This is a genomic window from Halococcus morrhuae DSM 1307, from assembly GCF_000336695.1.
Taxonomy (GTDB): Archaea; Halobacteriota; Halobacteria; order Halobacteriales; family Halococcaceae; genus Halococcus; species Halococcus morrhuae.
In genome coordinates this window covers 111,905-138,057 of record NZ_AOMC01000054.1, presented here as the reverse complement: position 1 = coordinate 138,057, position 26,153 = coordinate 111,905, and the positions used below count along the sequence as shown (strand labels likewise).

Genomic DNA, 26,153 nt, shown 5'->3' with positions numbered 1-26,153 from the left:
TGCCGCCGAGGTCGCCCACAACAATCGTCCCAACACCGCGTTCAACGCACTGCTGAACGATGTGTTTCGAGAGGGCGTGCAGGAAGTGCGTGCGGCGGTCGGTACGCTTTTGGTCCAGCCGGCGGGCTTCGCGCGACGAACACTCGTCACACTCGGCGCGCTTCTTGGCGAAGTAGTAGTCGTCCTCTTTGAGTGCGCCACCGGGGTACAACAGGCTCTCGTCGCCGAACGAGACGGCGGCGACGTTGCAGATCCCGAGGTCAATCCCGGCAACTCCGTTGCCGGGTGCGTCGGGTACGTCAATCTCGACGTTACAGACNACGGCGGCGACGTTGCAGATCCCGAGGTCAATCCCGGCAACTCCGTTGCCGGGTGCGTCGGGTACGTCAATCTCGACGTTACAGACGATGTGGAGTCGCCAGATGCCGTGTTCGTGGACGGCACGCACCTGTTGAACGTTCTCGACGGTCGTCCCTCGTGGCCCGATGACATCGTACTCGCAGAGGACGAAGTCAGAACGGTGATCTTTGAGATTTCGTCCTTTTGAGAGACGAATACGCTGGTTCTCTGTGTCGTGTTTGAAACCAGCCTGTTTGAACGTGACCGTCGAGCGTGNNTTCGCTTTCTGGTTCCCGTTGTTGCGGTGGCCGTACCAGCCGGTGAACGCCTCAGCGAGTTCTTCGAGAACTCGCTGACTGGATTGGCTGTGCAAATCCACGTAGCGTCCACTTCCTTTGAGGTACGATTTAAGCACACCGTCGTCAGGAATCTGGCCGCAAGCATCCCAGACGCGCCCGGCCGTCCACCGGGCGACGTTCCAGAGCTTGCTGGCGTTCACGAGAGCAAAGCTCTCGTGCAGCCCATCAGAAACNTCCCAGACGCGCCCGGCCGTCCACCGGGCGACGTTCCAGAGCTTGCTGGCGTTCACGAGAGCAAAGCTCTCGTGCAGCCCATCAGAAACGCGAAGCGTTTCTGAGGACGGCGAACCCGAGCGAATCGAGGTCATCGCGCACTTGCGAGTGATTTTGAATCCTCGCTCGGTAGGTGCGCGTGACCGTCGAAATCGCCATACATAACCATGTATTCGCACCGGGGCTAAATCTTTCGATATGCGGAATATCCGGCCAGCCATCAACGAGTAACCGGTGGTTGGACAGTCCCACGACACAGCTTACGGCGCGTATCCCCTCCCTACTCGCTTGTGCGTCCGATGCAATCGGACGCCCGGCGCTCCTTGAGGGAGGGGTTTTGCGCCTGTCTTTTNAGCTTACGGCGCGTATCCCCTCCCTACTCGCTTGTGCGTCCGATGCAATCGGACGCCCGGCGCTCCTTGAGGGAGGGGTTTTGCGCCTGTCTTTTGGATAAATACTCGTACGCGTCTTGGTCTCTACTATCCTCCCCCACCTCTCCCGAACCTTCGACAGCACGAACATCATGCCAACAAATACCATCAACCATGGCATATCGGTGCCGATGACGGAAGCCATATTGGCCCGGAATCACAATTCTCGGTGATGACGAAACGCCACGTGACGCTGCCGGCAGCCGCCGAAGCCGGCCTGGAGGAGTTCCTCACCGACGTCGACGAGCGGCTCTCGGGGCCCGAAGACACCTGTACGGTGGTCGCCGAGACGCTCGCCGGCCTCTACGGCGACGGCGACGCCTACCGACGGTTCCAGGACGGCGAGGACGTCTCACCGGCTGAGCGAGTGCGATTGCAGGGGTACGATCCCTGCAACGCGACGCTCGAAAGCGAATACTACGCCGAGAAGGACGAAGAGAAATTCGAGGAGTCGAAGCATCTCCAGTGGCTCTGGCGGCAGTTCGACGCCACGCCGATGGCCGACAACGTGGAGTTCGCGCTGCGCTTCCGGGCGATGCTCGCCGACCATCTCTTCGCTGAGGCGGGCGAGAACCTCCGGCTGTTCAAGGGCATCTCGATGACCTATGGCCACAACATCACGATGGGTGATAACACGGTAGTCCACGACGACGTCCATCTCGACGATCGGGGGGAGCTCGCCATCGGCGACCGGGTAAGTATTGCCGACGACGCCCACATCTACAGCCACGATCACGACCTCGTCGACCAGACCGATATCGATAACTTCCGAACGATCGTCGACGACGACGTCCGCCTCGGCTACGACTCGATGGTTCGGGCCGGCGTGCACGTCGGCGAGAACGCAATGCTCGGCGCGAAGGCTGTCCTCCAGCGCGACGTACCCGCCCACCACGTTGCCGTCGGGACGCCCGCGACATCGATCCGCGTCAAACCCGGCTGGGAATCGGTCGCCGAACCGATCGAGGACGCGAACACCGACCGCCGCGAGCAGCGTCGTCTCGAAACCGATCTCCCGCCGGAGCTCGACGTCTTCGACGAGTTCGGCCGTGATCTGACGCCGCCGAACTGAGGAGGGTACACACGTACGGGTGATGATAGCAGGGATAGCGACGGCAATCGGCAGACGAAAAACGCGTGGCGGGGTGCATCAGGGAACGTTCGACCACCGCGAGCGTTCCGGCGCGGCGGCCGAGTCCGACGCCGCGATCGCCATCCGGCTTTCGGGGTCGTACTCGACGAGATCGCGGTCGACGAGTTCGGGGATGTGGACGTGATGGAGGCGGATCGCGACCCGCGTCCGCTCGTCGTCGCTCACCGATTCGAGTGCGGTCGTGCGCTCGCTCGCCACGACGTGAGTCGCGAGGGTGGCGAGCTCGACGGGATAGAAAAAACGACCGAGACAGCCCATCAGATGTCGCTTTCTGGCGTCCCCAGTGCTCGGAACCGACGGATCGATCGCGTCGACGGCCGTCCGCTCGGCGGGCGAAGAGTTGTCGGACATTGGGACGGATCAACACACGAGCGTACCAGTGATAAAGAATTTGCATGATTGATCTGGGTAGCGTGTGCTTCCCTATCGACGTTCACGATCGTTGAATCGCCGAACGGATCGTGAGACGGTCGGTAACCGGCGTTCAGCCCGCATCGCTCGGACCATCGCCCGTCGTGGCCGTGTCGTCCGTTCCATCGGACGGCTCGTTCGTCCCGGCCGCATCGGCGGGCGCGGAACCGACGTCGGTGGCCGGACTCGTCTCCGGACCGACCGAGCGCCCGTGAAGCAGCCCCGGCAACACGACGTTGATGAATTGGACGACGAACACGACGACCAGCGGGCCGAAGAACAGGCCATACCAGCCGAACAGGACCGTCCCGAGGACGTAGGCGAACATCACGAGCCCGGTGTGGAGGCTCTGACCCGAGAGATACGGCCGGAGAAACATGACCGGCAGCATGTCGAGGAGGACGAACGAGACGACGAAAAAGAGGGCCGGAAACCACAGGAGCGTGGGATCGGTCCCAAACGCCTGTGCAGCGAGATAGAGGCCGAGCGGGACGTAGACGAGTTTGCCGACGACGATGGGGACGAAGCTCGCGAGCCCGGTCGCCAGCGCGAGCGCCGTCGCCAGCGGGATCGAGAGCTGTGCCGGCGCGACGGCGTTCAGTCCGTTGTAGACGACGACGGCCACGACCGCGACGAGCAACACGGTGAGCACGTTGCCGAAATAGACCGAATGGAGATCGCGGTCGATCGCCGAGAGGAAGGCGTGCTGGGCCGTTTCCCGATCGCCGACCTCGGCACGAAACCACGCCGCGAGGTCGTGCTCGTCGCGCAGGAGATAGAAGGCGAACGCGAGCGAGAGGAAGGCGTGGAGCAGGCCGCCGGAGAGCGTCGAGAGCACGCCCAGCCCCTGGTTGAGCACCTGCTGGAGGACGCCGGACTGGCTCAACCGATTTCTGAGGACGGTGAGTGCGTCGATGGGCCCACCCTGGAGTTTCGAGACATCGAGATACGGCTGGAGGAACTTCGTGTACTCACCGACGGGCGTCCCCTGGAGCGAGCTGAGCTGGCCGAGACCGATGACGACGAGATACGCGCCGAGCAACAGTGCCGGCAGCGCGACGACGACCATCGTCAGTGCAGCCGAGAGGCCACTCGACAGATGGTCTTCGAGCCGGCGGTTCACCGGTCGGACGGCGTAGTAGACGAACAGGCCGAGCACGAACGTCCCGACGAACGAGTAGCCGACGAACAGCACCGTCGCCGCGACCACCAGTCCGAGCAGCCACCAGGCGATCTGTGAGTGATCACCAAGCGAAACGCTATCCATATACTCGAAAACNAGCACCGTCGCCGCGACCACCAGTCCGAGCAGCCACCAGGCGATCTGTGAGTGATCACCAAGCGAAACGCTATCCATATACTCGAAAACACCGACCGGCGGAAAACGCTGCTGCCGGCACGGACGGAGCACGATCGGCGGCCACAACCACCACAAAGCTCATTACAGATGGTCCGAAAGCGATAGCTGGGACGACGGTGCTCCCGCTCGGAGGCAGGTTCGCATCGGCAAAAAGACCCCGTTGCGTGGCATCACCCTGTCTTCGGGGTTTTCCAGACTGGTCCGCTGCCAGCCTATCGGCTACGGGTTACGGTGGGTCAAAAACGTTCTGTTTCATATCAACGACAACGCGAACTGCGTTGCAACCGGTTGTGATCGACGGTTGGGGAAACGATCGGTGGCCGACGCTCGACGGTGACAGATCGATCGTCTCGGTGGATCGTGACCGTTATCGTTATGATGCCGGTCGCACAAGCGTGGAACGCGCGTCAGTGGTGTAGCCTGGTATCACCTCAGCTTCCCATGCTGATGACCCGCGTTCAAATCGCGGCTGACGCATTCCTAGTCGTTCTCGATGTCACCCTCGGGGTCGCCCGTCGGCGCACCGACTGATTCCGTGTCCTCACCCGTCCCGGCCATCGCCTCGATACCGCCGGTGCCCTCCGCCTCGGTCGGGCGCTGTTGGCTGAGTCCCTGCCGGGTGAACTCAGGGGTCGCCCGCGTTCCGGAGCGACCGCTGCGAAACGAGCGCACGAGAAAGAGCGCGACGCCGATCGAGAAGGCGGCGGCGACGACGGTCGCGCCCGTGGTCGCAAAGGAGTAGAGCATCGCCGTCGAGATGACGCCCGCGGTCAACAGCGCGCCGAAGATGAGACGGTTGGCGAGCGACTCGAACAGGCCGTCGGTGTCGTCGAGATCGGCATGCACCGAGAGCTCGCCCTGATTCAGTGAATCGAGCGTCTGCTCCAGTTTGGGTGGGGTTCGTACCGCCGCCTCCGCGAGGTCCTGGACCTCCTCGCCGCGGCTTTCGAGGAACTGCTTGATCCCCTCCTCGCGGTAGCCCTCCTCGACGAGGTAGTCGGTGGCGACCGAGATGAAATCGAAGTTCGGTTCGAGCGTGACACAGACCCCCTCGACGACCGTCGCGACGCGAAGCACCAGCGCGAGATTGGCGGGCAGGCGGAGCGGGAACTCGTAGATCGTGTCCTCGACCTGGCCGACGACCTCCTGGATGCGATACTGTTCGACCTCCTCGCCACGCACGTCCTGAATGGCGAGCTCCATCACGTTGCCCATCGTCTCGCGGTCGGCGTCGGGGCTCAGAGTGCCCATCTCGACGAGCGCGTCGAGGATGGCGTCGATGTCCTGGTTGGCGATGCCGATGTAGAACTCGATGATCTTCTCCTGAATGTAGCCCTCGACGCGGCCGCTCATCCCGAAGTCGTAGAAGACGAGCGTGCCGTCGGGCTTGACCGCGAGATTACCCGGATGAGGGTCGGCGTGGAAGACGCCGTCGTCGACGATCATCTGGAGATAGATGCGTTCGAGGCGCTCGGCCAGTCCCGTGCGATCGATCCCCATCGAGTCGAGTTCGTCGGTATCGGTCACCTTCGTCCCGCTCACATACTCCATCGTGAGCACGCGCGGTGTCGAGTGGCTCTCGACGACGCTCGGGATGCGGATGTCGTCGTTGCCAGCGAAGTTCGCCTTGATCTCCTCCAACATCCGCGCCTCGCGCGCGTAGTCGATCTCTTGGTGGATCGTGGTGTCGAACTCGTCGGCGAGCGTTTCGAGCGAGAACGAGCGTGCCTCGCCGATGAACCGGATGATGACCGGCAGGCTCCACTTGATCACTTTGAGGTCGGCCTCGACGAGCTCCTCGATACCCGGCCGGCGGACCTTCACGGCGACCTGCTCGCCGTCGAGTTCGGCCCGATAGACCTGTCCGAGGCTCGCCCCGGAGATGGCGTCGGTGTCGAAGCTGTCGAAGGCTTCCTCGGCGGGACCGAGCTCCTCACGAATGACCATCTCGGCCTCGCTCCAGTCGGCCGGCGGCACCTCGTCCTGGAGCTTCGAGAACTCGGCGACGTATTCGGGCGGGAGGACGTCCGGCCGCGTCGAGAGGATCTGGCCGAGTTTGATGAACGTCGGCCCCAAGGTCAACAGCGTATCGAGCAGCGTTCGCGCGCGCTCGCGACGCATGGCGCTCGTGACCTCGCGCTGCCCGCCGAAGAGGATGAAGCGCCGACGATCGCGGAGATAGGCGACGATCAGCGGGAAGAACTGGCGGACGACGACGAAGAATCGCCCGTACGCGCGGACGTTCACTGCGGGACCCTCACGTCTCGGCGGCCGACCCCGGCCCCTCGCCGGTCGTTATCGGAATCGTCGTCTCGTCGGTGCTCTCGCGTTTCGGCAGGCGGAGCGTGAGCGTGCCGTGATCGAGCGAGCCGTCGGCCTCGCTCGCGACGACGGTCGGCGGCAGCGGGAGGTCGGTGTCGAGAAAGAGCGGGCGATCCTCGCGCAGGTAGCGAAAGTCCATCGGAAGGTTCTTCTCCCGACGCGCTTCGATGTGGAGGTGAGTTCCCTCCGTCCGGACGTCGAGTGTCTCGCTGCTCACGCCGGGCAGGTCGATGACGATGAGATACGCCGTCTCGGATTCGTACAGGTCGGCGAACACCGGGTCCGGGAGATCACCCAGCGCGTTCGACAGCGCGGACATGGTGCGACAAAGCAGCGCCACGGCGAAAAACCCCCCGATAGCGGCCGTCGAAACGGTCGATCACGGCGGTGAACGGTCCGAAACGATCCGAAACAGTGGGAAACCGTCCACAACCATCGGGACCCTTCTTGTCTGACACGGTCATCCTGAACAGTAATGACGCAGGCCCCGCGCAACGGCATCGAGGCGAACGACGGACGGACCCCTCCTGCGGTCGTACTTCGGAACGAGGACGACGCCGCCCACGCGCTCGACGTGCGTATCACCGGTGGTGACGGCGTGGTCAACACGGCCAGCCACACCGTCGCCGGCGACAGCCAGTACGCCATCGAGTCGGCCGGGATCGACAGCGGGACGCTGCGGGTCGAGCTCCACGCCGACAACGGCGGGGCCGCGAGCCTCACCGTCGACACGCGGGATTCGTCCGCTCCGGAGTTCGTCGTCCGCCAAGAGACGATCCTCGTCGCCGGCCTGCACTGACCCGCCAGACGTTTTTGTACTGCCGTCCGTAGAGCGTCCATGAGCGACGCCACCGCGGGGTTCAAGCGGTTGACGCGCCTCGATCGGGCGCGCGAGCGCCTCGAAGAGCGCCTCGTGCCGACCGACCGCACGACGACGCGCCGGCTCGAAGCGGCCGACGGGTGCGTTCTCGCGACGGCGATCGATGCCCGGCGGGACGTGCCCCACTACGAGCGCGCGGCGATGGACGGGTTCGCGGTGCGCGCACGCGACACCTTCGGCGCGAGCGAGCGTTCGCCGGCCGTTCTCGATCGCGACGAGACGATGAACCCGAGAGCCGGAACGTGGGTCCACACCGGCAGCGAACTTCCTGCAGGAGCGGACGCGGTCGTGATGGTCGAACGGACGGAGGCAATCGGCGAAGAGATCGAGGTTCACGAACCGGTCGCCGAAGGGGCAAACGTCGCACCCGTTGGGGAGGACGTCGAAGCGGGAGCGCGTCTCTACGGGCCCGGTCATCGCCTTCGGCCGTCCGATCTCGGCCTGCTGAAATCGGTCGGCGTGCGGGAGATCGAGACGTACGACCCACCGACCGCCGGCGTGATCCCGACCGGCGAGGAGCTCGTCCAGCACGAGCCGGAAGCGGGCGAGACGATCGAGACCAACGGGCTCACCGTCTCGCAATACGTCGAGCGCTGGGGCGGCGAGGCGACCTACCGGGATGTCGTCACCGACGACCGGGCGGCGCTGCGGGCGGCCATCGAGCGCGACCTCACCAAGGATATCGTGGTGGCCACGGGCGGTTCGTCGGTCGGCGAGCGCGATCTCGTCCCATCCATCGTCGACGAACTCGGCGAGCTACTGGTCCACGGTATCGCGCTCGAACCCGGCCATCCGGTCGGGATCGGCATCGTCCAGGACACGCCCGTGCTCGCGCTGCCGGGCTATCCGGTCGCAGCTATCGTCACCGCCGTGCAGCTGCTCCGACCGGCGCTCAAACGGATCGGTCGGCTTCCAATCGATTCACAGCCGACGACCGAGGCACGACTCGACGCGAAACTGCCGAGCGAGCCCGGAACGCGGACGTTCGCGCGGGTCGAGTTGAACGAGGAGAATGATGAGCCGGTGGCCGTGCCGGTGCGGACGGGTGGCGCGGGCGTCCTGTCGAGCGTCGCGCTCGCCGACGGCTGGGTCGTCGTTCCCGAATCAAGTGAGGGGCTGCCGGCCGGCGAGACCGTCGCCGTCGAACACTGGGAGCGCCTTCCTTGATGTCCTCGCACGCCCTAAAGGACGTGGAATCCCACACAGTGGGAACCCGACGAGCCGGGGAGGTTCCAGGACTCCGGGACCGACCCTCAACCGGCAGGGTCCCTGCCTCGGCGTCGGTCTATCCCGTGGCACCACCAAGAGTGCTCCCATCGCCAAGNGTATCGGCCGATACGGGCACAGCCCGCATCGCCCGAAACAAGGGGCCTGAGCGGCTTAACGCTTGGGTTCTGGGACAGCCGTGGCGCTGAAACGGGCGGTTGCGGAAGACTACGCGCACCTCCACGCCCTGAAGGGCGTGGTATCCGCGCTGAATGGAGCTTGCTATGAGCGGACGAAAGGAGTTCCGCGATCTCGCATCCCCCGAAGAGGCCCACGAGACGATCGCCGGGCTCGACATCGGTGGTGGGAGCGAAACCGTGCCGCTCGCCGAGGCGAACGGGCGGGTGCTCGCCGAACGGGTCGATGCCGGGCTAGACGTGCCAGGATTCGACCGCTCTGGGCTCGATGGCTACGCACTCCGCGCGCGGGACACCTTCGGCGCGAGCGAGGGCGATCCCGTCGCGCTCAGCGTCGTCGGGACCGTCGAAGCGGGCCAGCGTCCGGCCACCGATCCGGAAAGCGGAGAGGCCGTCGAGATCGCCACCGGGGCCGTGATGCCCGACGGGGCCGACGCGATGGTGCCCGTCGAGCGGACCAACGAGGCGGACGGGACGGTTCGCGTGGACACCGCCGTGACGCCGGGCGAGAACGTGATGGCCGCGGGCGCTGACATCGCGGCCGGCGAGCGCGCGCTCGGCCCCGGGACGCGCCTCACCGCCCGCGAGATCGGACTGTTGTCGGCGCTCGGGATCGACGAGGTGCCCGTGCGCGCGAGCCCGCGCGTCGGCATCGTTTCGACGGGCGACGAACTCGTCCGACCGGGCGAGGAGCTCGACAGCGGGCGCGGGCAGATCTACGACGTGAACAGCTACACGACGGCCGCGGGCGTCAGGGAGGCCGGCGGCGAGCCCGTTCTCTACCCCCACGCGGGCGACGATATGGACGCGATGGAGCAGGTGCTCCGGAAGGCCGCCGACGAGTGCGATCTCGTGCTGTCGTCGGGATCGACCTCCGCGAGCGCCGTCGATGTCGTCTATCGCGTCATCGACGAGCAAGGCGAGCTACTCCTGCACGGGGTGGCGATCAAGCCGGGCAAGCCGATGCTCGTCGGCCGGCTGGACGAGGCGGCGTACGTCGGTTTGCCGGGCTATCCGGTCTCGGCGCTGTCGATCTTCCGGACGTTCGTCGCACCGGCCATCCGCCGGGCTGCGGGACTGCCAGAGCCCGAGACGGCGACCGTCGAGGCGCGAATGAGTGGTCGGGAACGCTACGAGGGTGGCCGCCGCCGGCTCGTGCCGGTCGGATTGGTGACGAATGGTGATGGAAAACTGTTGGCCGCCCCCGTCGACAAGGGCAGCGGCGCGACCACGAGCCTCGTCGAGGCGGACGGGATCGTCGCGATGCCGGCCGATGTCAACTACCTCGACGAGGGCGAGCGGGTGATGGTCGAGCTGTTCTCGCCGGACGTTCGCCCGCCGACGCTGTTCGGCGTCGGCGAGGACGATCCGCTTTTCTCGCGGCTGCTCGATCGGCTGGATCGACCGCGCTACCTGCGGCAAGGCAGTCGTGGCGGGCAGCGATATCTACGCGACGGCGTGACCGACATCGGCGTAAGTTCGATCGACACTGAGACCGGCACCGAGATCGGCGGCTGGACGCGCGAATGGGGGCTCGTCGTGCCTGACGGGAACCCGGAGGACGTGACGGGGCTCGGAGAGCTCGTGGACGAAGATCTGCGCTTCGTCAATCGACCGACCGAATCAGGGCTCCGGACGAGTCTCGGGAACGCGCTCGCGGAGCTCGCCGACGAGCGTGGGGTGGAGCGCCACGAGCTCGTCGAAGCCATCGACGGGTTCGAGTTCACCGTCCAGGCCCACGAAAGTCCCGCGCGCCGGGTGCTCGCGGGCGATGCCGACGTCGGGCTCGGCCTGCGCGCGACGGCCGCGAACCTCGACTGTGGATTCGTTCCGATCGGCACCGAGCGAGTGCGCGTGCTCGCGAACCCCGAGCGCACGGGCAAAGCCGGCGTCGAAAAGCTCGACCGCGAACTCGACGAGATCGACGAGCTGCTCGACGAGCTCCCCGGCTACGGCCGCTGAAGCGCCGGGCGGCGGCCGGCGGTTGCAGTGCTGCGCGGTCCCTGGCGGATGAAGGACGAGGCACGCGAGCGACCGTAGGGAGCGAGTAGCGAACGGAGTGAGCGCGTGCTGAGGGCTTTGGCGGTGCGGAGGGGTGCTGTGCGGGTAGTGAGACTTGTCCTCACGAGCGTAGCGAGTGCGGTTCGCCGCGAGTGAACGAAGTGAGCGAGCGGGAGTTTTTAGTCCAGGTTTTTGCAAGCGGGGGTCAAGCGAGTGAAACGAGCGCGACCCCCCGCAGTAAAAAAGTGGTGGCTTCAGGCGTAGGTGAACCAGTCGTCGTACTCGTCGGTTCGGCGCTCGACGACCTCGAAGAACTTCGACTGGAGCTCTTCGGTGACGGGGCCGCGCTCGCCCGGGCCGATCGTGACGTCGTCGACCGAGCGGATGGGCGTGATCTCGGCGGCGCTGCCCGTGAAGAACAGTTCGTCGGCGGTGTAGAGCTCGCCACGGCTGATGGCCGCCTCGTCGTGGACCGTGTAGCCGAGATCGCGCGCGAGCGTGATGGCCGTCTGGCGAGTGATGCCGTCGAGGATGCTCTCGGCGAGACCGGGCGTGTAGATCTCGCCGTCGTTGACGAGGAAGATGTTCTCCCCGGGGCCCTCGGCGACGTTGCCCTCCTTGTTGAGGACGATCGCCTCGACGTAGTCGTTGCGACGGGCCTCCTCGCCGGCGAGCATCGAGTTGACGTACAATCCTGTGGTCTTCGCGTTGGTCGGGACCTGGCTGGAGGCGTGTTTGCGCCACGACGAGACCATCACGTCGACGCCGTTTTCGAGCGCTTCCTCGCCGAGGTAGGTGCCCCACGGCCAGCAGGCGATGGCGGTCTTGGTCGGACAGTCCTGCGGGCTCACGCCCAGGCTGTTGTAGCCGTAGTAGGCGAGCGGGCGGATGTAACACGACTGGAGGTCCTGACGCTCGATGAGTTCGAGCGTCGCCTCGGTGAGCTCCTCGCGCGAGTGGTCGATATCCATGTCGTAGGGTTTCGCGGAGTTGTAGAACCGGTCGAGATGTTCGTCCCACCGGAAGATCGCCGGACCCTCGTCGGTGTCGTAGCAGCGGACGCCCTCGAAGATGCCCGAGCCGTAGTGCAGTCCGTGAGTGAGGACGTGGACCTGTGCCTCGTCCCAGTCGACGAACTCGCCGTCCATCCAGATCGTGTCGACGTCCATGTCATCGAAACCGCTCATACCGGTCGAACGGCTGGCCACGTCTTAAATCCACGAGTGTCGGTTCGTGCAATAGTTGCCGGAAGACGCATGGAATACGCTCTGGTAATTATTTCGCGATGCTTAATTACCTCCGGGAATTAGTCGCTGTCGATGAGCGAGTTCGAACCGCTGTCCTACGAGGATCTCGCGCCGTCGCGGCGGCCGAGCCTCGCCGAGGCGCTCGTGCCGGTCGGTGCGGTCGTGGCCGCCCTGGGCGTCGGCTCGGGCTATCTCGGCCTCCCGCCACACGGGCCGCTGCTGTGGGCGATCGTCTTCACTGGACTGTTCGTCCACTACCGACTCGGCTACGATTGGGAGGGGATCTACGAGGCCGCCGCGAGCGGGCTACGGATGGGGCTCCAGGCGATCCTCATCCTGTTCGTCATCTACGGGCTGATCGCGACGTGGACGAGCGCGGGCACGATCCCGGGGCTGATGTACTACGGGCTCGGGCTGCTCTCGCCGGCGATCTTCCTCCCCGTGGCGGCGCTGCTCGCGGCGGTCGTCGCGGTCGCGGTCGGCTCCTCGTGGACCACGGTCGGAACGCTCGGCGTCGCCTTCCTGGGCATCGGCGAGGGGCTCGGCATTCCCGCGCCGATGACCGCGGGCGCGGTCGTCTCGGGTGCCTACGCGGGCGACAAACAGAGCCCGCTCTCGGACACGACGAACCTCGCGGCCGCCGTCACCGACAGCGATCTCTACGACCACATCAACGCGATGCGCGTGGGCACGCTCGTCGCGTTCGGCCTCTCGGTGCTCGCCTACGCGGCCCTCGGCGCGGTCGTCATCGACCCGACCGGCGCGAACGTCGCTGCCATCAGCGATCCGCTCGCGTCGTCGTACGCGCTCGGCCCGCTCGTCTTCGCTCCGCTGCTCGTGACGTTCGGCTTCGCACTCTACGGCATACCGGCGCTGCCGTCGCTCCTCGCGGGCGTCTTCTCGGGCGTGCTGACCACGATCGTCGCTCAAGGCGTCTCGTTCACCCGTGCGTGGGACGTCTTTCTCAACGGTACTGCCCCGGAGACGGGGAGCGAGGTCGTCAACGAACTGCTCGCCGCAGGCGGCGTCACCGGCTCGGCGTGGACGATCGCGGTCGTCGTCGCCGCGCTCTCGCTGGGCGGACTGCTCGAACGCACGGGGATTTTGGCGACGCTCGCCCACCATCTCACGGCGGCGATCGACTCGTCGGCCTCGCTCGTCGCCGGCACGGGCGTCGCCGCGATGGTGACCAACGCCGTCACCGCCCAGCAGTACATGAGCATCGTCGTTCCGGGACTCAGCCTGCGCAGTCTCTACGACGACTACGATCTGGAAACGACCGACCTCTCACGGGCGGTCGAGGCCGCCGGCACGCCCTCCGGCCCGCTCTTCCCGTGGCACGCCGGTGCGGTCTACATGGCCGGCGTGCTCGGCTTCGCTACCTCGTGGGCGTTCGTCCCCTACTACTTCTTCGGCTTTCTCTCACCGGCGGTGCTGTTCGTGATGGCCTACACGGGTCGCGGCACCGGCCAGCGCACACCGACGGACGCGGTGACGGCCGCCGACGACTAACGGAAAGCGTCGAGGAGATCGCGTCCCTCGACGTACACCAGACCATGGCGCTCGGCGTAGGCCTGCGCGCCCGCCGGCGAGAGCGCCCCGCCAGCGTCGTCGAGCATCTCACAGACGACGACCGCCGGCGGTCGGTCGGCCGTGTCGGCCAGCGCGAGCGCGAGTTCGGTGTGGCCGCGACGGTCGGCCACGCCATCGGCGGCCCCACGGAGCAGATGCACGTGTCCAGGGGCACGGAACTCGTCGGCGAAATCAATCTCGTCGGGTGCGGCGGCCGCACGACCGAGCGCGGTGATGGTTGTCGCCCGATCGTCGTCGGTGATGCCGGTGTAGGTGTCGCGGTGGTTCACCGTCAGCGAGAACGACGACCGGTCGCCGTAGCTCAGTTTCCCCCCGTCGGCCGCGGGATGGTCGATCGCCTCACGGGCAAAGGGGAGGTCGAACGCACGGGCTACGGGATCGGAGAGCGCGACACAGACCAGCCCGCCGGCGTCGTTGCGCAGGCGCGCGAGCGCGTCTGGCGTGACGGCATCGGCGGGATAGATGAGATCGGTCTCGCCCTCGCGGTCGGCGGCGTCGTGGACGAGCACTGGCCCGCCCGCGGCCATCGCGTCGATCGCCCGTTCGACCGGCTCTGCATTCCCGTGATCGACCGCGTGGTCGCTCGTCCGCGAGGTCACGGTGCCACCTCGATGCGCACGGTGACGGGATCCTCGTCGGCGAGTCCGAGCTCCTCGCGGAGTTTCACCGGTGCGATGACTTCGAGCTTGTCCTCGTCGTGATGGGTCCGTTCGGGCGCGATGACGTGGGCGCGGTCGTACTCCGTCCCGTCGTACAAGACGGTCGCAGGATAGCAGAACGCCGGGCCGTAGGTGCGCTCGTCGTCCTCCCAGCCGTCAATCTCGACCGGTTCGGCCGCATCGAGCGCCGTGCGCGTTCTGGTGCTCTCGGCGGCGAGCGAGACGTTGAGCGTGCCGGGAAACGGTTCGTAGCCCAGGCGATCCTCGAACTGCGCCATGTAGCCCGACAGCGAGATGTAGTGGCGGCCCTCGCCCATCCCGCTCGTGACCGTCCCGTCGAGCGAGACAGTCGAATGTTCCTCGAACAGGCGTCGGTAGTCGGCGTGTTCGGCTCGCAGCGCGTGCTCGCCGGCCTCGGTCACGGCGACCCACTGGCCGTCGGCAACGGTCTCACGGGTGAGGAATCCGACGTCGTCGAGATGTTGGAGGCGTCTGGAGGCGGTCTGGGTCGAGGCATCGAGGTCGGCCGCGAGGTTCGCACAGGATATCTTGAGGTCGCTGTCGAGCGCCCCGTCGAGCGCGAGCAGCTTGAGGGTGGCGAGTTCGTCGTTCCCGATCGCGCCCTCGGTTGCCATCGGCATGAGTAAACGAAACGGATCACCGCGCATAAGCGTACCGGACATGGTATGCGTACCAAAAACGTGATGGTGCGATGACGTGCGAACCGTAATCATCGAACGAACGGGTCGACGACCGAAAACCCCTCGGCTTTTGGAAGCGATCGATCGCTTCCGAACCTGTCCCGCTTGAACCCAACATGCATTTAGTGGGAGCCACGGAAGCGGAGGTATGTTCCTCTCGTTTCGCGCCGACGTCGCGGCGGCGCTGTCGGACGCGCTCTCGGCGCTCGACGTCGAACCGACCGACCCCGGGATCGAGAATCCGCCAGAATCCGTCGATGCCGTGCTCGCCTCCAGCGTGGCCTTCCGGTTAGCTTCCGAGATCGGTGCACCGCCGCCACGGATCGCCGGCGAGCTCGCCGCCGAGATCGATCCCACCGAGTACGACTACATCGAATCGGTCTCGCAATCCGGGCCGTACATCAACTTCCACCCCTCGCAGACCTACTACGACGATACCCTGCAGGCGGCCGGCAACGAGGGGTTCGGCCGGCTCGACGAAAAGGACGAGACGGTCGTCGTCGAACACACGAGCGCGAACCCCACTGGTCCTGTCCACGTCGGCCGGGCGCGCAACCCCATCGTCGGCGACGCAATCGCGAACGTGCTCGACTTCGCCGGCTACGACGTCTCGCGCCACTACTACGTCAACGACGCCGGCCGGCAGATGGCCGTGTTCACGTGGGCCTACGAGAGCTTCGACGAGAGCGACCTGCCCGAACCCGAACGCGGGCGCGGCGACTACGACCTCGTGCGCTACTACCGCAAGGGCAACGAGTATCTGGAAAACGCCAGCGAGAGCGAGCGTGCGAACGCCGAGGACGAGATCAGTGCGATCCTGGAAGGGCTCGAAGCGGGCGACGAGGCGACCTACGAGCGGGTCGAAGCGGTCGTCGACGGCGTGCTCTCGGGAATGCGCGAGTCGCTCGCGCGCCTGCCCGTGGACTTCGACGAGTTCGTCAAGGAGACCCGGTTCATCCGCGATGGCTCGACGGATGACCTCGTCGCGCGACTCAAGGACACCGAATACGCGGTCTACGAGGAGGAAGCCTGGCAGCTCGAACTGCCGAGCTTCGAGAAGAACCTCGTCTTCCTCCGCTCGGACGGGACCAGTCTCTACACGACGCGCGATCTGGCCCATCACGAGTGGAAGTTCGACAACTTCGATCGCGCCGTTACTGTATTGGGAGAGGATCACAAACTTCAGGCCGAACAGCTCCGCGAGACACTCTCGATTCTCGGCAACGACACCGACAAACTGGACTCGGTCTACTACTCCTGGATCAACCTCCCCGAGGGCGGGATGAGCACCCGCGAGGGCACCGGCGTCGATCTCGACGATCTGCTCGACGAATCGATCGAGCGCGCCCGCGAGGAGGTCGAATCCCGGCTCGACTCGCGGATCCGCGACGACGAACTCGACGAGGAGGACGTGGCGCGCATCGCTCGCCAGGTGGGGATCGGCGCGGTACGCTACGACATCGTGGCGAAACAGCCCGCAAAATCGATTACCTTCGAGTGGGAGCGCGCGCTCGATTTCGAGGCCCAGAGCGCGCCGTACGTCCAGTACGTCCATGCGCGGACCTGCGGGATTCTCAGCGAGGCCGAAGGAATCGACGACGTTCCCGCAACCGTCGATGCAAGCGAACTCACGACCGCTGAGGAACGCGAGCTTCTGGAAGTGATCGCCCGGTTCCCGGCGGTCGTCGAGCGCGCGGCCGACGAGCTCGCTCCGCACGTCGTCGCCACCTACACACGCACGTTCGCCGAGGCGTTCAACGCCTTCTATCGCGAGTGTCCCGTGCTCTCGGCCGACGGGGAGATCAGGGACGCACGCCTCGCGCTCGTGGCCGCCGCACGGCGAACGGTCGCGAACGCGCTCGGCCTGCTCGGCGTCGCCGCACCCGAGTCGATGTAGTACAGGGTTCCATCGAGAAGTCCGGAATACTATTCGTCGTGAACGAACGCGTCGAGTTCGTCAGCGGAAAGGAACCCCGTCTCGGTGCGGCCGTCAGCGACGAACGTCGGGACGTCCGTGACGCCGTTGTGACGTGCGTCGGCGAACTGCTCGGCGAGTCGCCCCCGATACTCGTCGTCGGCGAGGACGTCGCGAACGGCGTCGTCATCCACGCCGACATCCGACGCCACGTCGACCAGCACGTCCTCGTCGCTGATGTCGCGGCCATCCTCCCACAGCGCTGTGAACAGCGCCCCATTGAGAGCCATCCACTGGTCGGGGTGGTCGTTTTTGACGGATAGCGACACCAGCTGTGCGTCGCGCGAATCGACCTTCGGGACCATGTCGGGAGTGAGCATCTCGTTTGCGTCGTGCTCCGCTCGCAACTGCTCGATGCGCTGTTCGACCTGCTCCGGATAGCCGATCTCACCCTCGATATCGCCGTCCGCGTCGCGGCTATCGCTCCGGAGATCGTAGGGTCGCCAATCGACGACCAGCGGTTCGTCCCGCGTTTGCCGATACTCGTCGAGGGAACGATGGCTGAGATAACAGAACGGGCAGGCGTAGTCGGCGTACTCGCGGATCGTCGTCGGGTGCTCGCTCATGGGTGGTGTACGATCGCCGTGGTATAAGATTCCCGGGCCGATCCGAGTGGTCGTCGCCACCGACAGCTCAGTCGTTTTCGCTCCGATCGAACACGCCCGAGAGTCGCTCAACCACGGTCGCATCGTCCGTTTCGGGTTCTGTCGACCGACTCACGAGATCGCTATCGGCGAACTCTCCTGTACTGGGATCGCCGCGGTCGGCAAGCGTGGCCGCGAGGCGCTCGTAGGCGTCGGCGGCGTAGCTCTCGGGGGCGACCTCGACGAGCGGTTCGTCGCCGGCGACATCGGTCTCGGGCACGACCGCCAGCATCTCGATACCGAGCTCGTCGGCGAGCGCCGAGACGTCGGTCTCCTCGCCGGCGTGGGTCACGGCCGCGCCGACGATCGTCCCACCGGCGCGGGCGGCGAAGTCGATCGTCTTTCGCGCATCGGCGACGGCCACGGGATCGGGCGTCGTCACGACGACCACGCCGTCGGCGACGCCGAGCGGCACAGTATTGTCGTGGCTCAGCCCCGCACCGGTGTCACAGAGCACGAAATCGGCCGCGTCGGCGAGCGAGCGCAACACGCCACCCAGTCCGTCGGGATCGGCAGCGGCGAACGCGTCGAGCGAACGCGATCCGGGAACGGCGACGAGATGTGGTCCTTCGTCAGGCGGCGAGCGCGTCGGCGGTCCGTCCTCGGGCAGCCAGACGAGCGCCTCGTGGAGGGCGGCCTCGCCGGCGAGCACGTCGTGGAGCGTCGGCCCGGAGAGAATATCGACCATCGCACCGAGGTTCGCCATCGCGAGGTCGGCATCGACGACGACCGTGTCGTGGCCCGCCGCGCGCAGCGCCGCGCCGAGGTTGATCGCGGAGGTGGTCTTGCCGACGCCGCCCTTGCCGCCCGCCACCGCATAGACGTGGCCGCTCATGGCCGTGCTATCCACGAGCAGCCACATAAAACTGCCCGCGCAATCGGGGCTGTCAAAGGGTACTTACCAGCGAGGGCGGTAGTATACCTCAATGAGTACCTCGCAAACCGAACAGTCGGACCGGAAGAAATACGAGTTCCGACGAGTCATCGAGGACCTGAAGGAACACGAGGGGTCGGGCACTCAGCTGGTGAGTATCTATATCACGCCCGAAGAGCAGATATCGAGCGTCGTCGCCCACGTCAACGAGGAGTATTCCGAAGCCTCGAACATCAAATCGAAGCAGACACGGACCAACGTCCAGGACGCGCTGAAATCGATCAAGGACCGGCTGCGTTACTACGACACCTTCCCGCCCGAGAACGGCATGGCGGTGTTCAGCGGCGCGATCGACACCGGCGGCGGTCGCACCGAGATGGTCACCAGAGTGCTCGAAGACCCGCCACAGCCGATCCAGTCCTCGCTCTATCGCTGCTCGTCGGAGTTCGTCACCGAACCCCTCGAAGAGATGCTCGCCGATCAGGGGCTGTTCGGACTGGTGGTGCTCGATCGACGGGAGGCGAACGTGGGCTGGCTCCGGGGCAAGCGCATCGAACCCGTCAAGTCCGCGAGTTCGCTGGTGCCCGGCAAGCAGCGAAAGGGTGGTCAGTCCGCCCAGCGGTTCGCCCGCCTTCGCTTGGAGGCCATCGACAATTTCTATCAAGAGGTCGCGGGGATGGCGGACGACCTGATGGTGCCTGAGCGCCACGAGATCGACGGCATTCTGGTCGGGGGTCCCTCACCGACCAAGGACGAGTTCCTCGACGGCGACTACCTCCATCACGAGCTGCAGGACAAGGTGATCGGGAAGTTCGACGTCGCCTACACGGACGAATCCGGACTGTCGGATCTCGTCGATTCCGCGAGCGACGCGCTCGCCGATCAGGAGGTGATGCAGGACAAGGCGGAGATGGAGGAGTTCTTCGCCGAACTCCACGGCGGCGACCTCGCCACCTACGGGTTCGGCCCCACCCGCGAGAACCTCGTCCTCGGCTCGGTCGATCGCCTGCTCATCTCCGAGGACCTCCGCGAGGACGTGGTGAGCTACGACTGTCCGGAGAGCCACACCGACCACGAACTGGTCGGTCAGCGGGCCGAGACGCCCGATCACACCTGCGAGCAGTGTGGGAGCGAGCCCGTCGAGGTCGAGCGCGAGGACGTCATCGACCATCTCATCTCGATCGCCGAACAGCGCGGCACCGAGACGCGGTTCATCTCCTCGGATTTCGAAAAGGGCGAGCAGCTGCTCGACGCCTTCGGTGGCATCGCCGGTATCCTGCGATACTCGACGGGCGTCTGATACGTTCTGACGGAAAGCGGAACCGAACTCCGGAATTCCCCACTACGACGGGCGGATTTCGTACACAAAGTCATTGATCATTCCTATCGAACAATATGAACGGCAGCGTCCGGCGTGGAAGGAACTATATACCGTCGGCGACGCAGTGATTGGTAGCGACAATGGTCTCGCCCGGTACACTCACGGCGCTCACGGCGCTCGCGGATGGCTCGCAGGCCGAGTACGAACCGACGATCGATACGGAGACGGGCGGGGTGAGCTATCCCGACGCCGAAATGCGCCTCGATGCGGGCGATCCGAACGCCTTCGAACTGCTCGAATCGCTCGCCAAACGCGGGGTTCTGGGCAAGACGTTCGAGGAGAAGGTGTATCTCTGCCCCGGCTGCGGGGCCGAGGGGATGGCCTACACCACCGCCTGTCCGAGCTGCGGCTCGGCTCACACCGTCGAGACCGAACTGTTCGAGCACCTCTCGTGTGGTCACATTGCCGCCCGCGAGGCGTTCGAGGCCGGCCCCGACGAGTACGTCTGTCCCGACTGCGAAGCCCATCTCGACTCGCTCGACGAGATCGAGAGCGGCCATCGCCACGTCTGCCAGGATTGTGGCTCGTACGCCGAACAACCCGAACACGGGCTGCGCTGTCGTGACTGCGGCGACATCTACACGCCGGGCGACGCGACCGAGCGCGTGCTCTGTCGGTACGCGCTGACCGACGAAGGGATCCGTTGGGTGGAGGCACAGATCGCCGCTCGCGAGTCGATGGTCGAGACGCTCGAAGAGCGCGGGTTCGACGCGCGCGCGAACACGACCGTGACCACCGACCGGGGCGATCAGCCCGTCCACGTCTACGGCGAGGACGAACTGCTCGACAGCCGCGTCGTGGCGGCGATCCACGAACGTCCCGGACGGGAGGCCGCATCCCAGCTGCGCGATGTCGCGGCCGCCGTCGACGCACGGCCGTATCTCGTGACGACGCTCGGCTCCGTCGAGAAGGACGTCGTCTCGATCGCCGAAGGGGCCGACATGCGGATTCTCAGCGCCGACACCGAGGGGAGCCTCAGCAACGACTACCAGATCACCGAGGGGAAGCGTACCTCGCCGTCACTGGTCCAGCGCATCGCCTCGGCGGTCAGACAGCCCTAATCGCGCAACTGCGCCACCTGTCGGCGACGCGTCGCGAGGTCGGTTTTCGGATCGAGCGTCGGATCGTTTGCCAGTCTATCGATGACGAGCAGCGGGTCCGTACCGGCCTGCTCAACCCGTTCGAGTAGCATCTCGACGGTCTCGCGGTGGAGCACGAGCGAATCGAGCAGCCCGACCGCGAGCGCCATCGGCACCGCCGCCGCGCCGGTCGGGAACGCGTCGCTCACGGCCGTGAAGTCAGGGTTCGGATCGCTTTCCTGGACAGAGTGAAGCGCGAGACAGCGCGTGCAGAGCGCGGCCGCAGGCTCGTCGAATTCGTCGAGTCCGTCGGGAACCGCGAACGTCACCGTGGCGGCCCCGCAGTCGGGACAGTCCATACCCGGCGCAAGCGATCCATCGTGAAAAGCCTGCCCGGCGGCGGGTGCGGCCGGCGGCCGCGGCGGCGGTTTGCGGTGCGGTCCCTGGTGGATGAAGGGCGAGCGAGCGGAGCGAGCGAGGGCTTCTGCGGTGCTGTGCAGTCGCTGTGCGGAAGGGATCAGCATCCGCGCGAACGTAGCGAGGCTCGACCGAAGGGAGAGCCTCGAAAGCGAACGGCGAACACAGTGAGCCGTGAGCAGTGAGCGCGGTTCACCGTGAGCGACCGCAGGGAGCGAACGGGTGTTTTTAGTCCAGGTTTTTGGACGGGGGTTGAGCGCGCCGCAGGCGCGCGATGCCCCCGTCTAAAAAAGTGGGTTTCTAGTCGTCAGCCGGGGCCGCGCCGCCGGAGCCGCCCTGCTGTGCTTTGGTGTGGGGCAGCTTGCCACCGTCGGCGAGGATCTCGCGCTCGCGTTCGGAGGCGTCGAGCAGACCGGTGGTTTCCCAGTCGTCGTTCACGCGGACCGTGAACTCTTCCTGGCCGGAGCGGACGGCCTCTTCGACGTCGTCGACGATCTCGATGTCGTCGCCTTCCGCGATGTTCTCCTGTGCGTCGGCGTCGATCTCCAGGGGCAGGAGGCCGAAGTTGAAGAGGTTCGCCTTGTGGATGCGGGCGAAGCTCTGTGCGAGGACGCCCTCGACGCCGAGATACATCGGGCAGAGAGCGGCGTGCTCGCGCGAGGAGCCCTGACCGTAGTTCTCGCCGGCGACGAGGAAGCCGCCGTCGGCGTCGAGTGCGCGCTGTGCGAACTCGTCGTCGACGCGCGAGAGCGTGAACTCGCTCAGTTTGGGGATGTTCGACCGGTACATCAGGATGTCCTGCGTGGCAGGGATGATGTGGTCGGTCGTGATGTTGTCGCCCATCTTGAGCAGCGCCGAGCCTTCGAGGTGAGCGTCGAGCGGGTCCTTCAGGGGCACGTCGCTGATGTTCGGCCCTTTCACGAGCCCGTCGTCGACGGACTCGTCGGGGGCGATGAGGTCAGCCGTCGAGCCGTCGTAGGTGTCGGCCATCTCGAAGCCGGGGTCCTCGAGGTCACCGAGTTCCTCGGCGAGGTCGCGCGGGTCGACGATCTCGCCGGCGAGCGCCGAGGCCGTGGCGACCTCCGGCGAGCAGAGATAGACCGAGTCGTCCTCGATGCCCGAGCGGCCCTCGAAGTTCCGGTTGAAGGTTCGGAGACTCACCGAGTCGGAGGCGGGCACGTGGCCGATGCCGATGCAGGCACCACAGGTCGCCTCGGAGAAGTTGACGCCGGCGGCCATCATCTCGGCACTCCACCCCTCGCGGGCGAGCAGTTCGGAGGCCTGTTTCGAGCCGGGCGCGACGATCATCTCGGTGCGCTTGTCGATCTCGCGGCCTTCGAGCATCTTCGCGCCGGGCAAGATGTCCTCGTAGGCACCGTTGGTACACGAGCCGATGATGACCTGATCGACGTCCTCGCCGGCGACCTCGTCGACGGGCACGACGTTGTCGGGCATCGACGGCGTGGCGATGAGCGGCTCGATCTCGCTCAGGTCGACCTCGATCTGGTCGTCGTACTCGGCGTCGTCGTCCGGGCCGATCTCGATGTGTTCGTCCTCGCGGCCGAGTCGCGAGAGGAACTCGTGAGTTCGGTCGTCGGTCGGGAAGATCGAGGTCGTGGCACCCAGTTCGGTGCCCATGTTGGTGATCGTCGTTCGCTCGGGCACCGAGAGGTTCGCGACACCGGGGCCGGTGTATTCGAGCACCTTGCCGACGCCGCCCTTCACGGAGAGCTCGCCGAGCAGGTGGAGGATGACGTCCTTGGCGGTCGCCCACTCGGGGAGTTCACCCTCCAGGTGAACGTTGACGACCTCGGGCATCTCGATGTAGTAGGGACCGCCGCCCATCGCGACGGCGACGTCCAGTCCACCCGAGCCGATGGCGAGCTCGCCCATCCCGCCCGGGGTCGGGGTGTGTGAGTCGCTGCCGAGCATCGTCTTGCCGGGGGCGGCGAACCGCTCCTTGTGGACCTGGTGGCAGATGCCGTTGCCGGGGCGCGAGAAGTGTGCGCCGAAGGTGCCGGCGGCCGAACGGAGGAAGCGGTGGTCGTCGCTGTTCTTGAAGTCGAACTGGTAGGTCTGGTGGTCGCAGTACTGGGCGGCGAGTTCGGTCTGGACCTCGTCGAGGCCGAGCGCCTCGAACTGGAGCCAGACGAGCGTGCCAGTGGTGTCCTGCGTGAGCACCTGGTCGATGTCGATACCGATCTCCTCACCGGTTTCGAGCTCCCCCTCGACCAGATGATCGTCGAGGATCTTCTCCGTCAGCGTTGTTCCCATAGCGTCGGACACTCGGCCACCCATCGGTATAAACCCCGCGCGTTTGGCACGAAAGACCACCATACTTGGTGCAAATGTTGCCATTGCGGGTGGGCGAGAACGGCGAATCGGAGATTCGTCCAGAGTGGGGGGCGGTGGCGCGCGGGAGTGCGCGAAGCGCACGACTCGTGCGAGGGATGAGTGAGCGACCGTCGGGAGCGAGCGAATCGGTTGGGGAGGTATGTGGGCGGTGGCGGTGCGGTAGCGGGTTCTCATTTGTGTCGGATGCGCGGCGATGGTGGAGTCGACTCCTGAGAATCGTTCCACGCATCACGTCCGTTCGTCCATTTCGAGAGATCGACACGAACTGCTTCGATACGTCTTTACTCGCGACCGAAAAGCGCAGGTATGTACGAGAGCGGGGCGTTCGTCGCCGCACAGCTCGCGCCCGTGACGGACGAGCAGGTCCAGCCAAACGGCGTCGATCTCACCCTCGATGCCGTGTTCGAACAACAGAACGCCGGGCGTATCGGCGTCGAGGGCAAGACGGTCGGCGAGCGCCGGGAACTCGACACGGACGAGTCGAACTGCTACACACTCACACCGGGCGGCTACGTCGCCCGCTACGCCGAGACGATCCGGGTACCCGACGATCACGTGGGGTTCATCTATCCGCGTTCGTCGCTCATGCGGAACTCGTGTATGCTCCATACGGCCGTCTGGGATGCCGGCTACGAGGGTCGTGGCGAAGGACTTCTGGAGGTCCACCACGAGATCGAGATCGAGCGCGGCGCACGGATCGCGCAGTTCGTGCTCGCCGACGCCGATCACGACGGCACCTACGACGGCGACTACCAGAGAGAAAACATCGCGTAGCTCAGCTGTCGGATTCGTTCTGTAGCTCTTCGAGCTCGGCCTCGACCGCCGGGTCCGTTCCGTTCTCGCCGGTGTCGGCCCCGCCGTCGGCGGCGCTCGCCTCGCTCGTCTCGGTGTCGGCGCTCTCGTCGGCTGGTTCGCTCGCGGCATCGCTCGTCGATTCGTCGGTGGTCGACCCCTCGCCCATCTCGGCCTGGAGGGTTTCGAGCTCGGCGTCGACCTCGCTGTCGGTGCTGAGCGAGTCGAGTTCGCGATCGATGCTGTCCTTGTCCGAGAGCGCATCCTCGAAGGCTCCCGACTGTTCGAGTTCGTCCATCGCCTCGGCGCGCGCCTCCATGTCCTCGGTGCGCTCGTTGGCGCGCTCGATCGAGCGGCCGACGTCCTCCATCTCGTCGCCCGCACCCGTCATCGCCTCCGAGACGCGGGTGCTCGCCTCGGCGGCCTCGTAGCGTGCCTTCATCGTCTCCTTCTGGGTGCGGAACTCCTCGATCCGGCTCTGCAGGGTGTTTTTCTTCTCGACGAGCTGATCCTGCGTGTCCTGAAGATCGGCGATCTGGCCCTCCAGATCCTCCATCTGTGTCATCTTCTGCTTTTTCTTCTCCAAGGCCTGACGGGCGAGGTCATCGCGGTCCTGTCGGACCGCCTCACGGGCCTGTTCGTTGTGTTTCTCGACGTTCTCTTCGAGTCGGCGCTTCTGGATTTCGAGGCGCTTCTTCTGGGTCGTGAGATCGGCGATGCCGCTTTTGACGTCCTGGAGCTGGTCACGGAGCTGCTCGTAGGAGTAGTCGAGCTGTTCGCTCGGGTCCTCGGCACTCCCGAGGATGGCGTTCAACCGCGACCGGATGACGTACGACGCGCGCGAGAGGATTCCCATGACGGCTCCTAGTGGGCCGCTATCTTAAAACACCTACCACCGCAACGGCGAGCGATGGACGTCGTACTACCCGGCGGCCGGGACGTCCGTGGCACGCTCGACGAACCGGACGAGCCACGCGAGTCGGACGCGATCGTCGTCGCCTGCCCGCCACATCCCCAGCAGGGCGGCACGCGTTCGGATCGGCGACTCACGGCCGTGAGCGACGCACTCGGCGAGAGAGGGATCGCCTGCCTCCGCTTCGATTACGGCGCGTGGGACGAAGGTCGGGCCGAACAGGAAGACGTGAAAAACGCCATCTGCTGGGCGTGTGGGCGGTTCGCCCGAGTGGGATTGTTCGGGTTCAGTTTCGGCGCGACGATGGCGCTGTGTGCGGCTGCCGACAGCGAGGTGTGGGCGGTGTGTGCGCTCGCACCCGACAGCGGCGAGGCAATGGCCGCGGACGCAGACGCGGTGGCCGCACTCGACGAGATCGAGAGCCCTGCGAGAGTTCTCGCCGCCGAACGCGATTCGACTGCCGACTGGGAACCGGTCGTCGAGCGCGCCCGCGAGAACGGGATCAGGGTGGTCGAACTGCCGGCCGACCACTTCTTCGTCGGCCAGTCCGAAAAGGTGGCCGAGCGGGTCGCGGCGTTCTTCGACGGACAGTGGTGACGCACGGAACTCGATGACTCGTCGGCAGTCTCGCGGCGACCAGACCGTCCGCAG

The 26,153-nt window shown here is 65.8% G+C and carries 23 protein-coding genes and 1 tRNA gene; 11 read left to right on the top strand and 13 right to left on the bottom strand.

Features of this window, described 5'->3' with window-relative positions:
• Positions 1-838: transposase (locus tag C448_RS03930; RefSeq protein WP_455429044.1), on the bottom strand; the 838-nt coding region annotated here is incomplete at its 3' end.
• 676 nt (positions 839-1,514) lie between these two features.
• On the opposite strand from C448_RS03930, the gene C448_RS03925 reads away from it, so the two are divergent.
• Positions 1,515-2,414, top strand: a complete 900-nt coding sequence (locus C448_RS03925) for an acyltransferase (protein WP_004052011.1) — start codon at positions 1,515-1,517, stop codon at positions 2,412-2,414.
• A gap of 78 nt (positions 2,415-2,492) precedes the next feature.
• Here C448_RS03925 and C448_RS03920 read toward each other — a convergent pair whose 3' ends face one another.
• Together C448_RS03920 and C448_RS03915 are read right to left on the bottom strand one after the other, a co-directional pair.
• Positions 2,493-2,846: a DUF7344 domain-containing protein gene (locus tag C448_RS03920; protein WP_004052010.1), complete on the bottom strand. Its 354-nt coding sequence runs from the start codon at positions 2,844-2,846 to the stop codon at positions 2,493-2,495.
• A 133-nt stretch (positions 2,847-2,979) separates the two neighbouring features.
• Positions 2,980-4,173 (bottom strand): AI-2E family transporter, encoded by a 1,194-nt coding sequence (locus tag C448_RS03915; protein ID WP_152415510.1) that lies wholly within the window; start codon positions 4,171-4,173, stop codon positions 2,980-2,982.
• A gap of 497 nt (positions 4,174-4,670) precedes the next feature.
• Between C448_RS03915 and C448_RS03910 the strand changes: the two genes are divergently transcribed.
• Positions 4,671-4,743 (top strand) — tRNA-Gly (locus C448_RS03910).
• Positions 4,744-4,746: 3 nt separating this feature from the next.
• Here the strand turns inward: C448_RS03910 and C448_RS03905 are convergent.
• A complete protein-coding gene (locus tag C448_RS03905) occupies positions 4,747-6,513 on the bottom strand; it encodes an ABC1 kinase family protein (RefSeq protein WP_004052008.1) in 1,767 nt (588 codons plus the stop codon).
• A 10-nt stretch (positions 6,514-6,523) separates the two neighbouring features.
• A complete protein-coding gene (locus tag C448_RS03900) occupies positions 6,524-6,907 on the bottom strand; it encodes an Hsp20/alpha crystallin family protein (protein WP_004052007.1) in 384 nt (127 codons plus the stop codon).
• 156 nt (positions 6,908-7,063) lie between these two features.
• On the opposite strand from C448_RS03900, the gene C448_RS03895 reads away from it, so the two are divergent.
• From C448_RS03895 to C448_RS03885, 3 genes are all read left to right on the top strand, one after another.
• The gene (locus C448_RS03895) at positions 7,064-7,387 is read left to right on the top strand and encodes a hypothetical protein (RefSeq protein ID WP_004052006.1); all 324 of its coding nucleotides are present in this window, start codon (positions 7,064-7,066) and stop codon (positions 7,385-7,387) included.
• Between the two features lie 39 nt (positions 7,388-7,426).
• Entirely contained in the window at positions 7,427-8,635 is a 1,209-nt protein-coding gene (locus C448_RS03890) for a molybdopterin molybdotransferase MoeA (RefSeq protein WP_004052005.1), read from the top strand.
• A gap of 323 nt (positions 8,636-8,958) precedes the next feature.
• Entirely contained in the window at positions 8,959-10,833 is a 1,875-nt protein-coding gene (locus tag C448_RS03885; protein ID WP_004052004.1) for a molybdopterin biosynthesis protein, read from the top strand.
• Between the two features lie 293 nt (positions 10,834-11,126).
• Here C448_RS03885 and C448_RS03880 read toward each other — a convergent pair whose 3' ends face one another.
• A complete protein-coding gene (locus tag C448_RS03880; protein ID WP_004052003.1) occupies positions 11,127-12,059 on the bottom strand; it encodes a branched-chain amino acid transaminase in 933 nt (310 codons plus the stop codon).
• 132 nt (positions 12,060-12,191) lie between these two features.
• Between C448_RS03880 and arcD the strand changes: the two genes are divergently transcribed.
• Complete coding sequence (arcD, locus tag C448_RS03875; RefSeq protein WP_004052002.1) at positions 12,192-13,631, top strand: arginine/ornithine antiporter ArcD; 1,440 nt, start codon at positions 12,192-12,194, stop codon at positions 13,629-13,631.
• Here the strand turns inward: arcD and ribB are convergent.
• Both ribB and C448_RS03865 read right to left on the bottom strand, forming a co-directional pair.
• Positions 13,628-14,311 (bottom strand): 3,4-dihydroxy-2-butanone-4-phosphate synthase, encoded by a 684-nt coding sequence (ribB, locus tag C448_RS03870; RefSeq protein ID WP_004052001.1) that lies wholly within the window; start codon positions 14,309-14,311, stop codon positions 13,628-13,630. The genes arcD and ribB overlap by 4 nt on opposite strands.
• Positions 14,308-15,012: a DUF120 domain-containing protein gene (locus C448_RS03865; RefSeq protein ID WP_004052000.1), complete on the bottom strand. Its 705-nt coding sequence runs from the start codon at positions 15,010-15,012 to the stop codon at positions 14,308-14,310. Before C448_RS03865 ends, ribB begins: the two co-directional genes overlap by 4 nt.
• A 208-nt stretch (positions 15,013-15,220) precedes the next feature.
• Here C448_RS03865 and argS point away from each other — a divergent pair, with 208 nt between their 5' ends.
• Positions 15,221-16,969 (top strand): arginine--tRNA ligase, encoded by a 1,749-nt coding sequence (gene argS, locus C448_RS03860; protein WP_004051999.1) that lies wholly within the window; start codon positions 15,221-15,223, stop codon positions 16,967-16,969.
• Positions 16,970-16,998: 29 nt separating this feature from the next.
• On the opposite strand, the gene C448_RS03855 is transcribed toward argS, so the two are convergent.
• Both C448_RS03855 and C448_RS03850 read right to left on the bottom strand, forming a co-directional pair.
• Positions 16,999-17,613 (bottom strand): DsbA family oxidoreductase, encoded by a 615-nt coding sequence (locus tag C448_RS03855; RefSeq protein ID WP_004051998.1) that lies wholly within the window; start codon positions 17,611-17,613, stop codon positions 16,999-17,001.
• Positions 17,614-17,680: 67 nt separating this feature from the next.
• Positions 17,681-18,526, bottom strand: a complete 846-nt coding sequence (locus C448_RS03850; RefSeq protein ID WP_239640515.1) for a MinD/ParA family ATP-binding protein — start codon at positions 18,524-18,526, stop codon at positions 17,681-17,683.
• A 91-nt stretch (positions 18,527-18,617) separates the two neighbouring features.
• On the opposite strand from C448_RS03850, the gene prf1 reads away from it, so the two are divergent.
• Both prf1 and C448_RS03840 read left to right on the top strand, forming a co-directional pair.
• Complete coding sequence (prf1, locus tag C448_RS03845; protein WP_004051996.1) at positions 18,618-19,865, top strand: peptide chain release factor aRF-1; 1,248 nt, start codon at positions 18,618-18,620, stop codon at positions 19,863-19,865.
• Positions 19,866-20,026: 161 nt separating this feature from the next.
• Complete coding sequence (locus C448_RS03840; RefSeq protein ID WP_004051995.1) at positions 20,027-21,007, top strand: TackOD1 domain-containing metal-binding protein; 981 nt, start codon at positions 20,027-20,029, stop codon at positions 21,005-21,007.
• On the opposite strand, the gene C448_RS03835 is transcribed toward C448_RS03840, so the two are convergent.
• Positions 21,004-21,384 (bottom strand): DUF6276 family protein, encoded by a 381-nt coding sequence (locus C448_RS03835; RefSeq protein ID WP_004051994.1) that lies wholly within the window; start codon positions 21,382-21,384, stop codon positions 21,004-21,006. The two genes, C448_RS03840 and C448_RS03835, sit on opposite strands and share 4 nt — an antisense overlap.
• 358 nt (positions 21,385-21,742) lie before the next feature.
• Entirely contained in the window at positions 21,743-23,716 is a 1,974-nt protein-coding gene (locus C448_RS03830; RefSeq protein ID WP_004051993.1) for an aconitate hydratase, read from the bottom strand.
• Between the two features lie 387 nt (positions 23,717-24,103).
• Here C448_RS03830 and C448_RS03825 point away from each other — a divergent pair, with 387 nt between their 5' ends.
• On the top strand, positions 24,104-24,571 hold the full coding sequence (locus C448_RS03825; protein ID WP_004051992.1) for a deoxyuridine 5'-triphosphate nucleotidohydrolase: 468 nt from the start codon (positions 24,104-24,106) through the stop codon (positions 24,569-24,571).
• A gap of 1 nt (position 24,572) precedes the next feature.
• Here C448_RS03825 and C448_RS03820 read toward each other — a convergent pair whose 3' ends face one another.
• Positions 24,573-25,445 (bottom strand): PspA/IM30 family protein, encoded by an 873-nt coding sequence (locus C448_RS03820; protein WP_004051991.1) that lies wholly within the window; start codon positions 25,443-25,445, stop codon positions 24,573-24,575.
• Positions 25,446-25,499: 54 nt separating this feature from the next.
• Here C448_RS03820 and C448_RS03815 point away from each other — a divergent pair, with 54 nt between their 5' ends.
• Complete coding sequence (locus C448_RS03815) at positions 25,500-26,099, top strand: alpha/beta hydrolase (RefSeq protein ID WP_004051990.1); 600 nt, start codon at positions 25,500-25,502, stop codon at positions 26,097-26,099.
• Positions 26,100-26,153: the final 54 nt, after the last annotated feature.

Excerpts from the sequence above, each read along its gene's own strand:
- C448_RS03925 (WP_004052011.1), top strand. The coding sequence starts at position 1,515 with ATGACGAAACGCCACGTGACGCTGCCGGCAGCCGCCGAAGCCGGCCTG.
- C448_RS03920 (WP_004052010.1), bottom strand. The coding sequence starts at position 2,846 with ATGTCCGACAACTCTTCGCCCGCCGAGCGGACGGCCGTCGACGCGATC.
- C448_RS03915 (WP_152415510.1), bottom strand. The coding sequence starts at position 4,173 with ATGGATAGCGTTTCGCTTGGTGATCACTCACAGATCGCCTGGTGGCTG.
- C448_RS03900 (WP_004052007.1), bottom strand. The coding sequence starts at position 6,907 with ATGTCCGCGCTGTCGAACGCGCTGGGTGATCTCCCGGACCCGGTGTTC.
- C448_RS03895 (WP_004052006.1), top strand. The coding sequence starts at position 7,064 with ATGACGCAGGCCCCGCGCAACGGCATCGAGGCGAACGACGGACGGACC.
- C448_RS03890 (WP_004052005.1), top strand. The coding sequence starts at position 7,427 with ATGAGCGACGCCACCGCGGGGTTCAAGCGGTTGACGCGCCTCGATCGG.
- C448_RS03885 (WP_004052004.1), top strand. The coding sequence starts at position 8,959 with ATGAGCGGACGAAAGGAGTTCCGCGATCTCGCATCCCCCGAAGAGGCC.
- C448_RS03880 (WP_004052003.1), bottom strand. The coding sequence starts at position 12,059 with ATGAGCGGTTTCGATGACATGGACGTCGACACGATCTGGATGGACGGC.
- arcD (WP_004052002.1), top strand. The coding sequence starts at position 12,192 with ATGAGCGAGTTCGAACCGCTGTCCTACGAGGATCTCGCGCCGTCGCGG.
- C448_RS03865 (WP_004052000.1), bottom strand. The coding sequence starts at position 15,012 with ATGCCGATGGCAACCGAGGGCGCGATCGGGAACGACGAACTCGCCACC.
- argS (WP_004051999.1), top strand. The coding sequence starts at position 15,221 with ATGTTCCTCTCGTTTCGCGCCGACGTCGCGGCGGCGCTGTCGGACGCG.
- C448_RS03855 (WP_004051998.1), bottom strand. The coding sequence starts at position 17,613 with ATGAGCGAGCACCCGACGACGATCCGCGAGTACGCCGACTACGCCTGC.
- C448_RS03850 (WP_239640515.1), bottom strand. The coding sequence starts at position 18,526 with ATGAGCGGCCACGTCTATGCGGTGGCGGGCGGCAAGGGCGGCGTCGGC.
- prf1 (WP_004051996.1), top strand. The coding sequence starts at position 18,618 with ATGAGTACCTCGCAAACCGAACAGTCGGACCGGAAGAAATACGAGTTC.
- C448_RS03840 (WP_004051995.1), top strand. The coding sequence starts at position 20,027 with ATGGTCTCGCCCGGTACACTCACGGCGCTCACGGCGCTCGCGGATGGC.
- C448_RS03835 (WP_004051994.1), bottom strand. The coding sequence starts at position 21,384 with ATGGACTGTCCCGACTGCGGGGCCGCCACGGTGACGTTCGCGGTTCCC.
- C448_RS03830 (WP_004051993.1), bottom strand. The coding sequence starts at position 23,716 with ATGGGAACAACGCTGACGGAGAAGATCCTCGACGATCATCTGGTCGAG.
- C448_RS03825 (WP_004051992.1), top strand. The coding sequence starts at position 24,104 with ATGTACGAGAGCGGGGCGTTCGTCGCCGCACAGCTCGCGCCCGTGACG.
- C448_RS03820 (WP_004051991.1), bottom strand. The coding sequence starts at position 25,445 with ATGGGAATCCTCTCGCGCGCGTCGTACGTCATCCGGTCGCGGTTGAAC.
- C448_RS03815 (WP_004051990.1), top strand. The coding sequence starts at position 25,500 with ATGGACGTCGTACTACCCGGCGGCCGGGACGTCCGTGGCACGCTCGAC.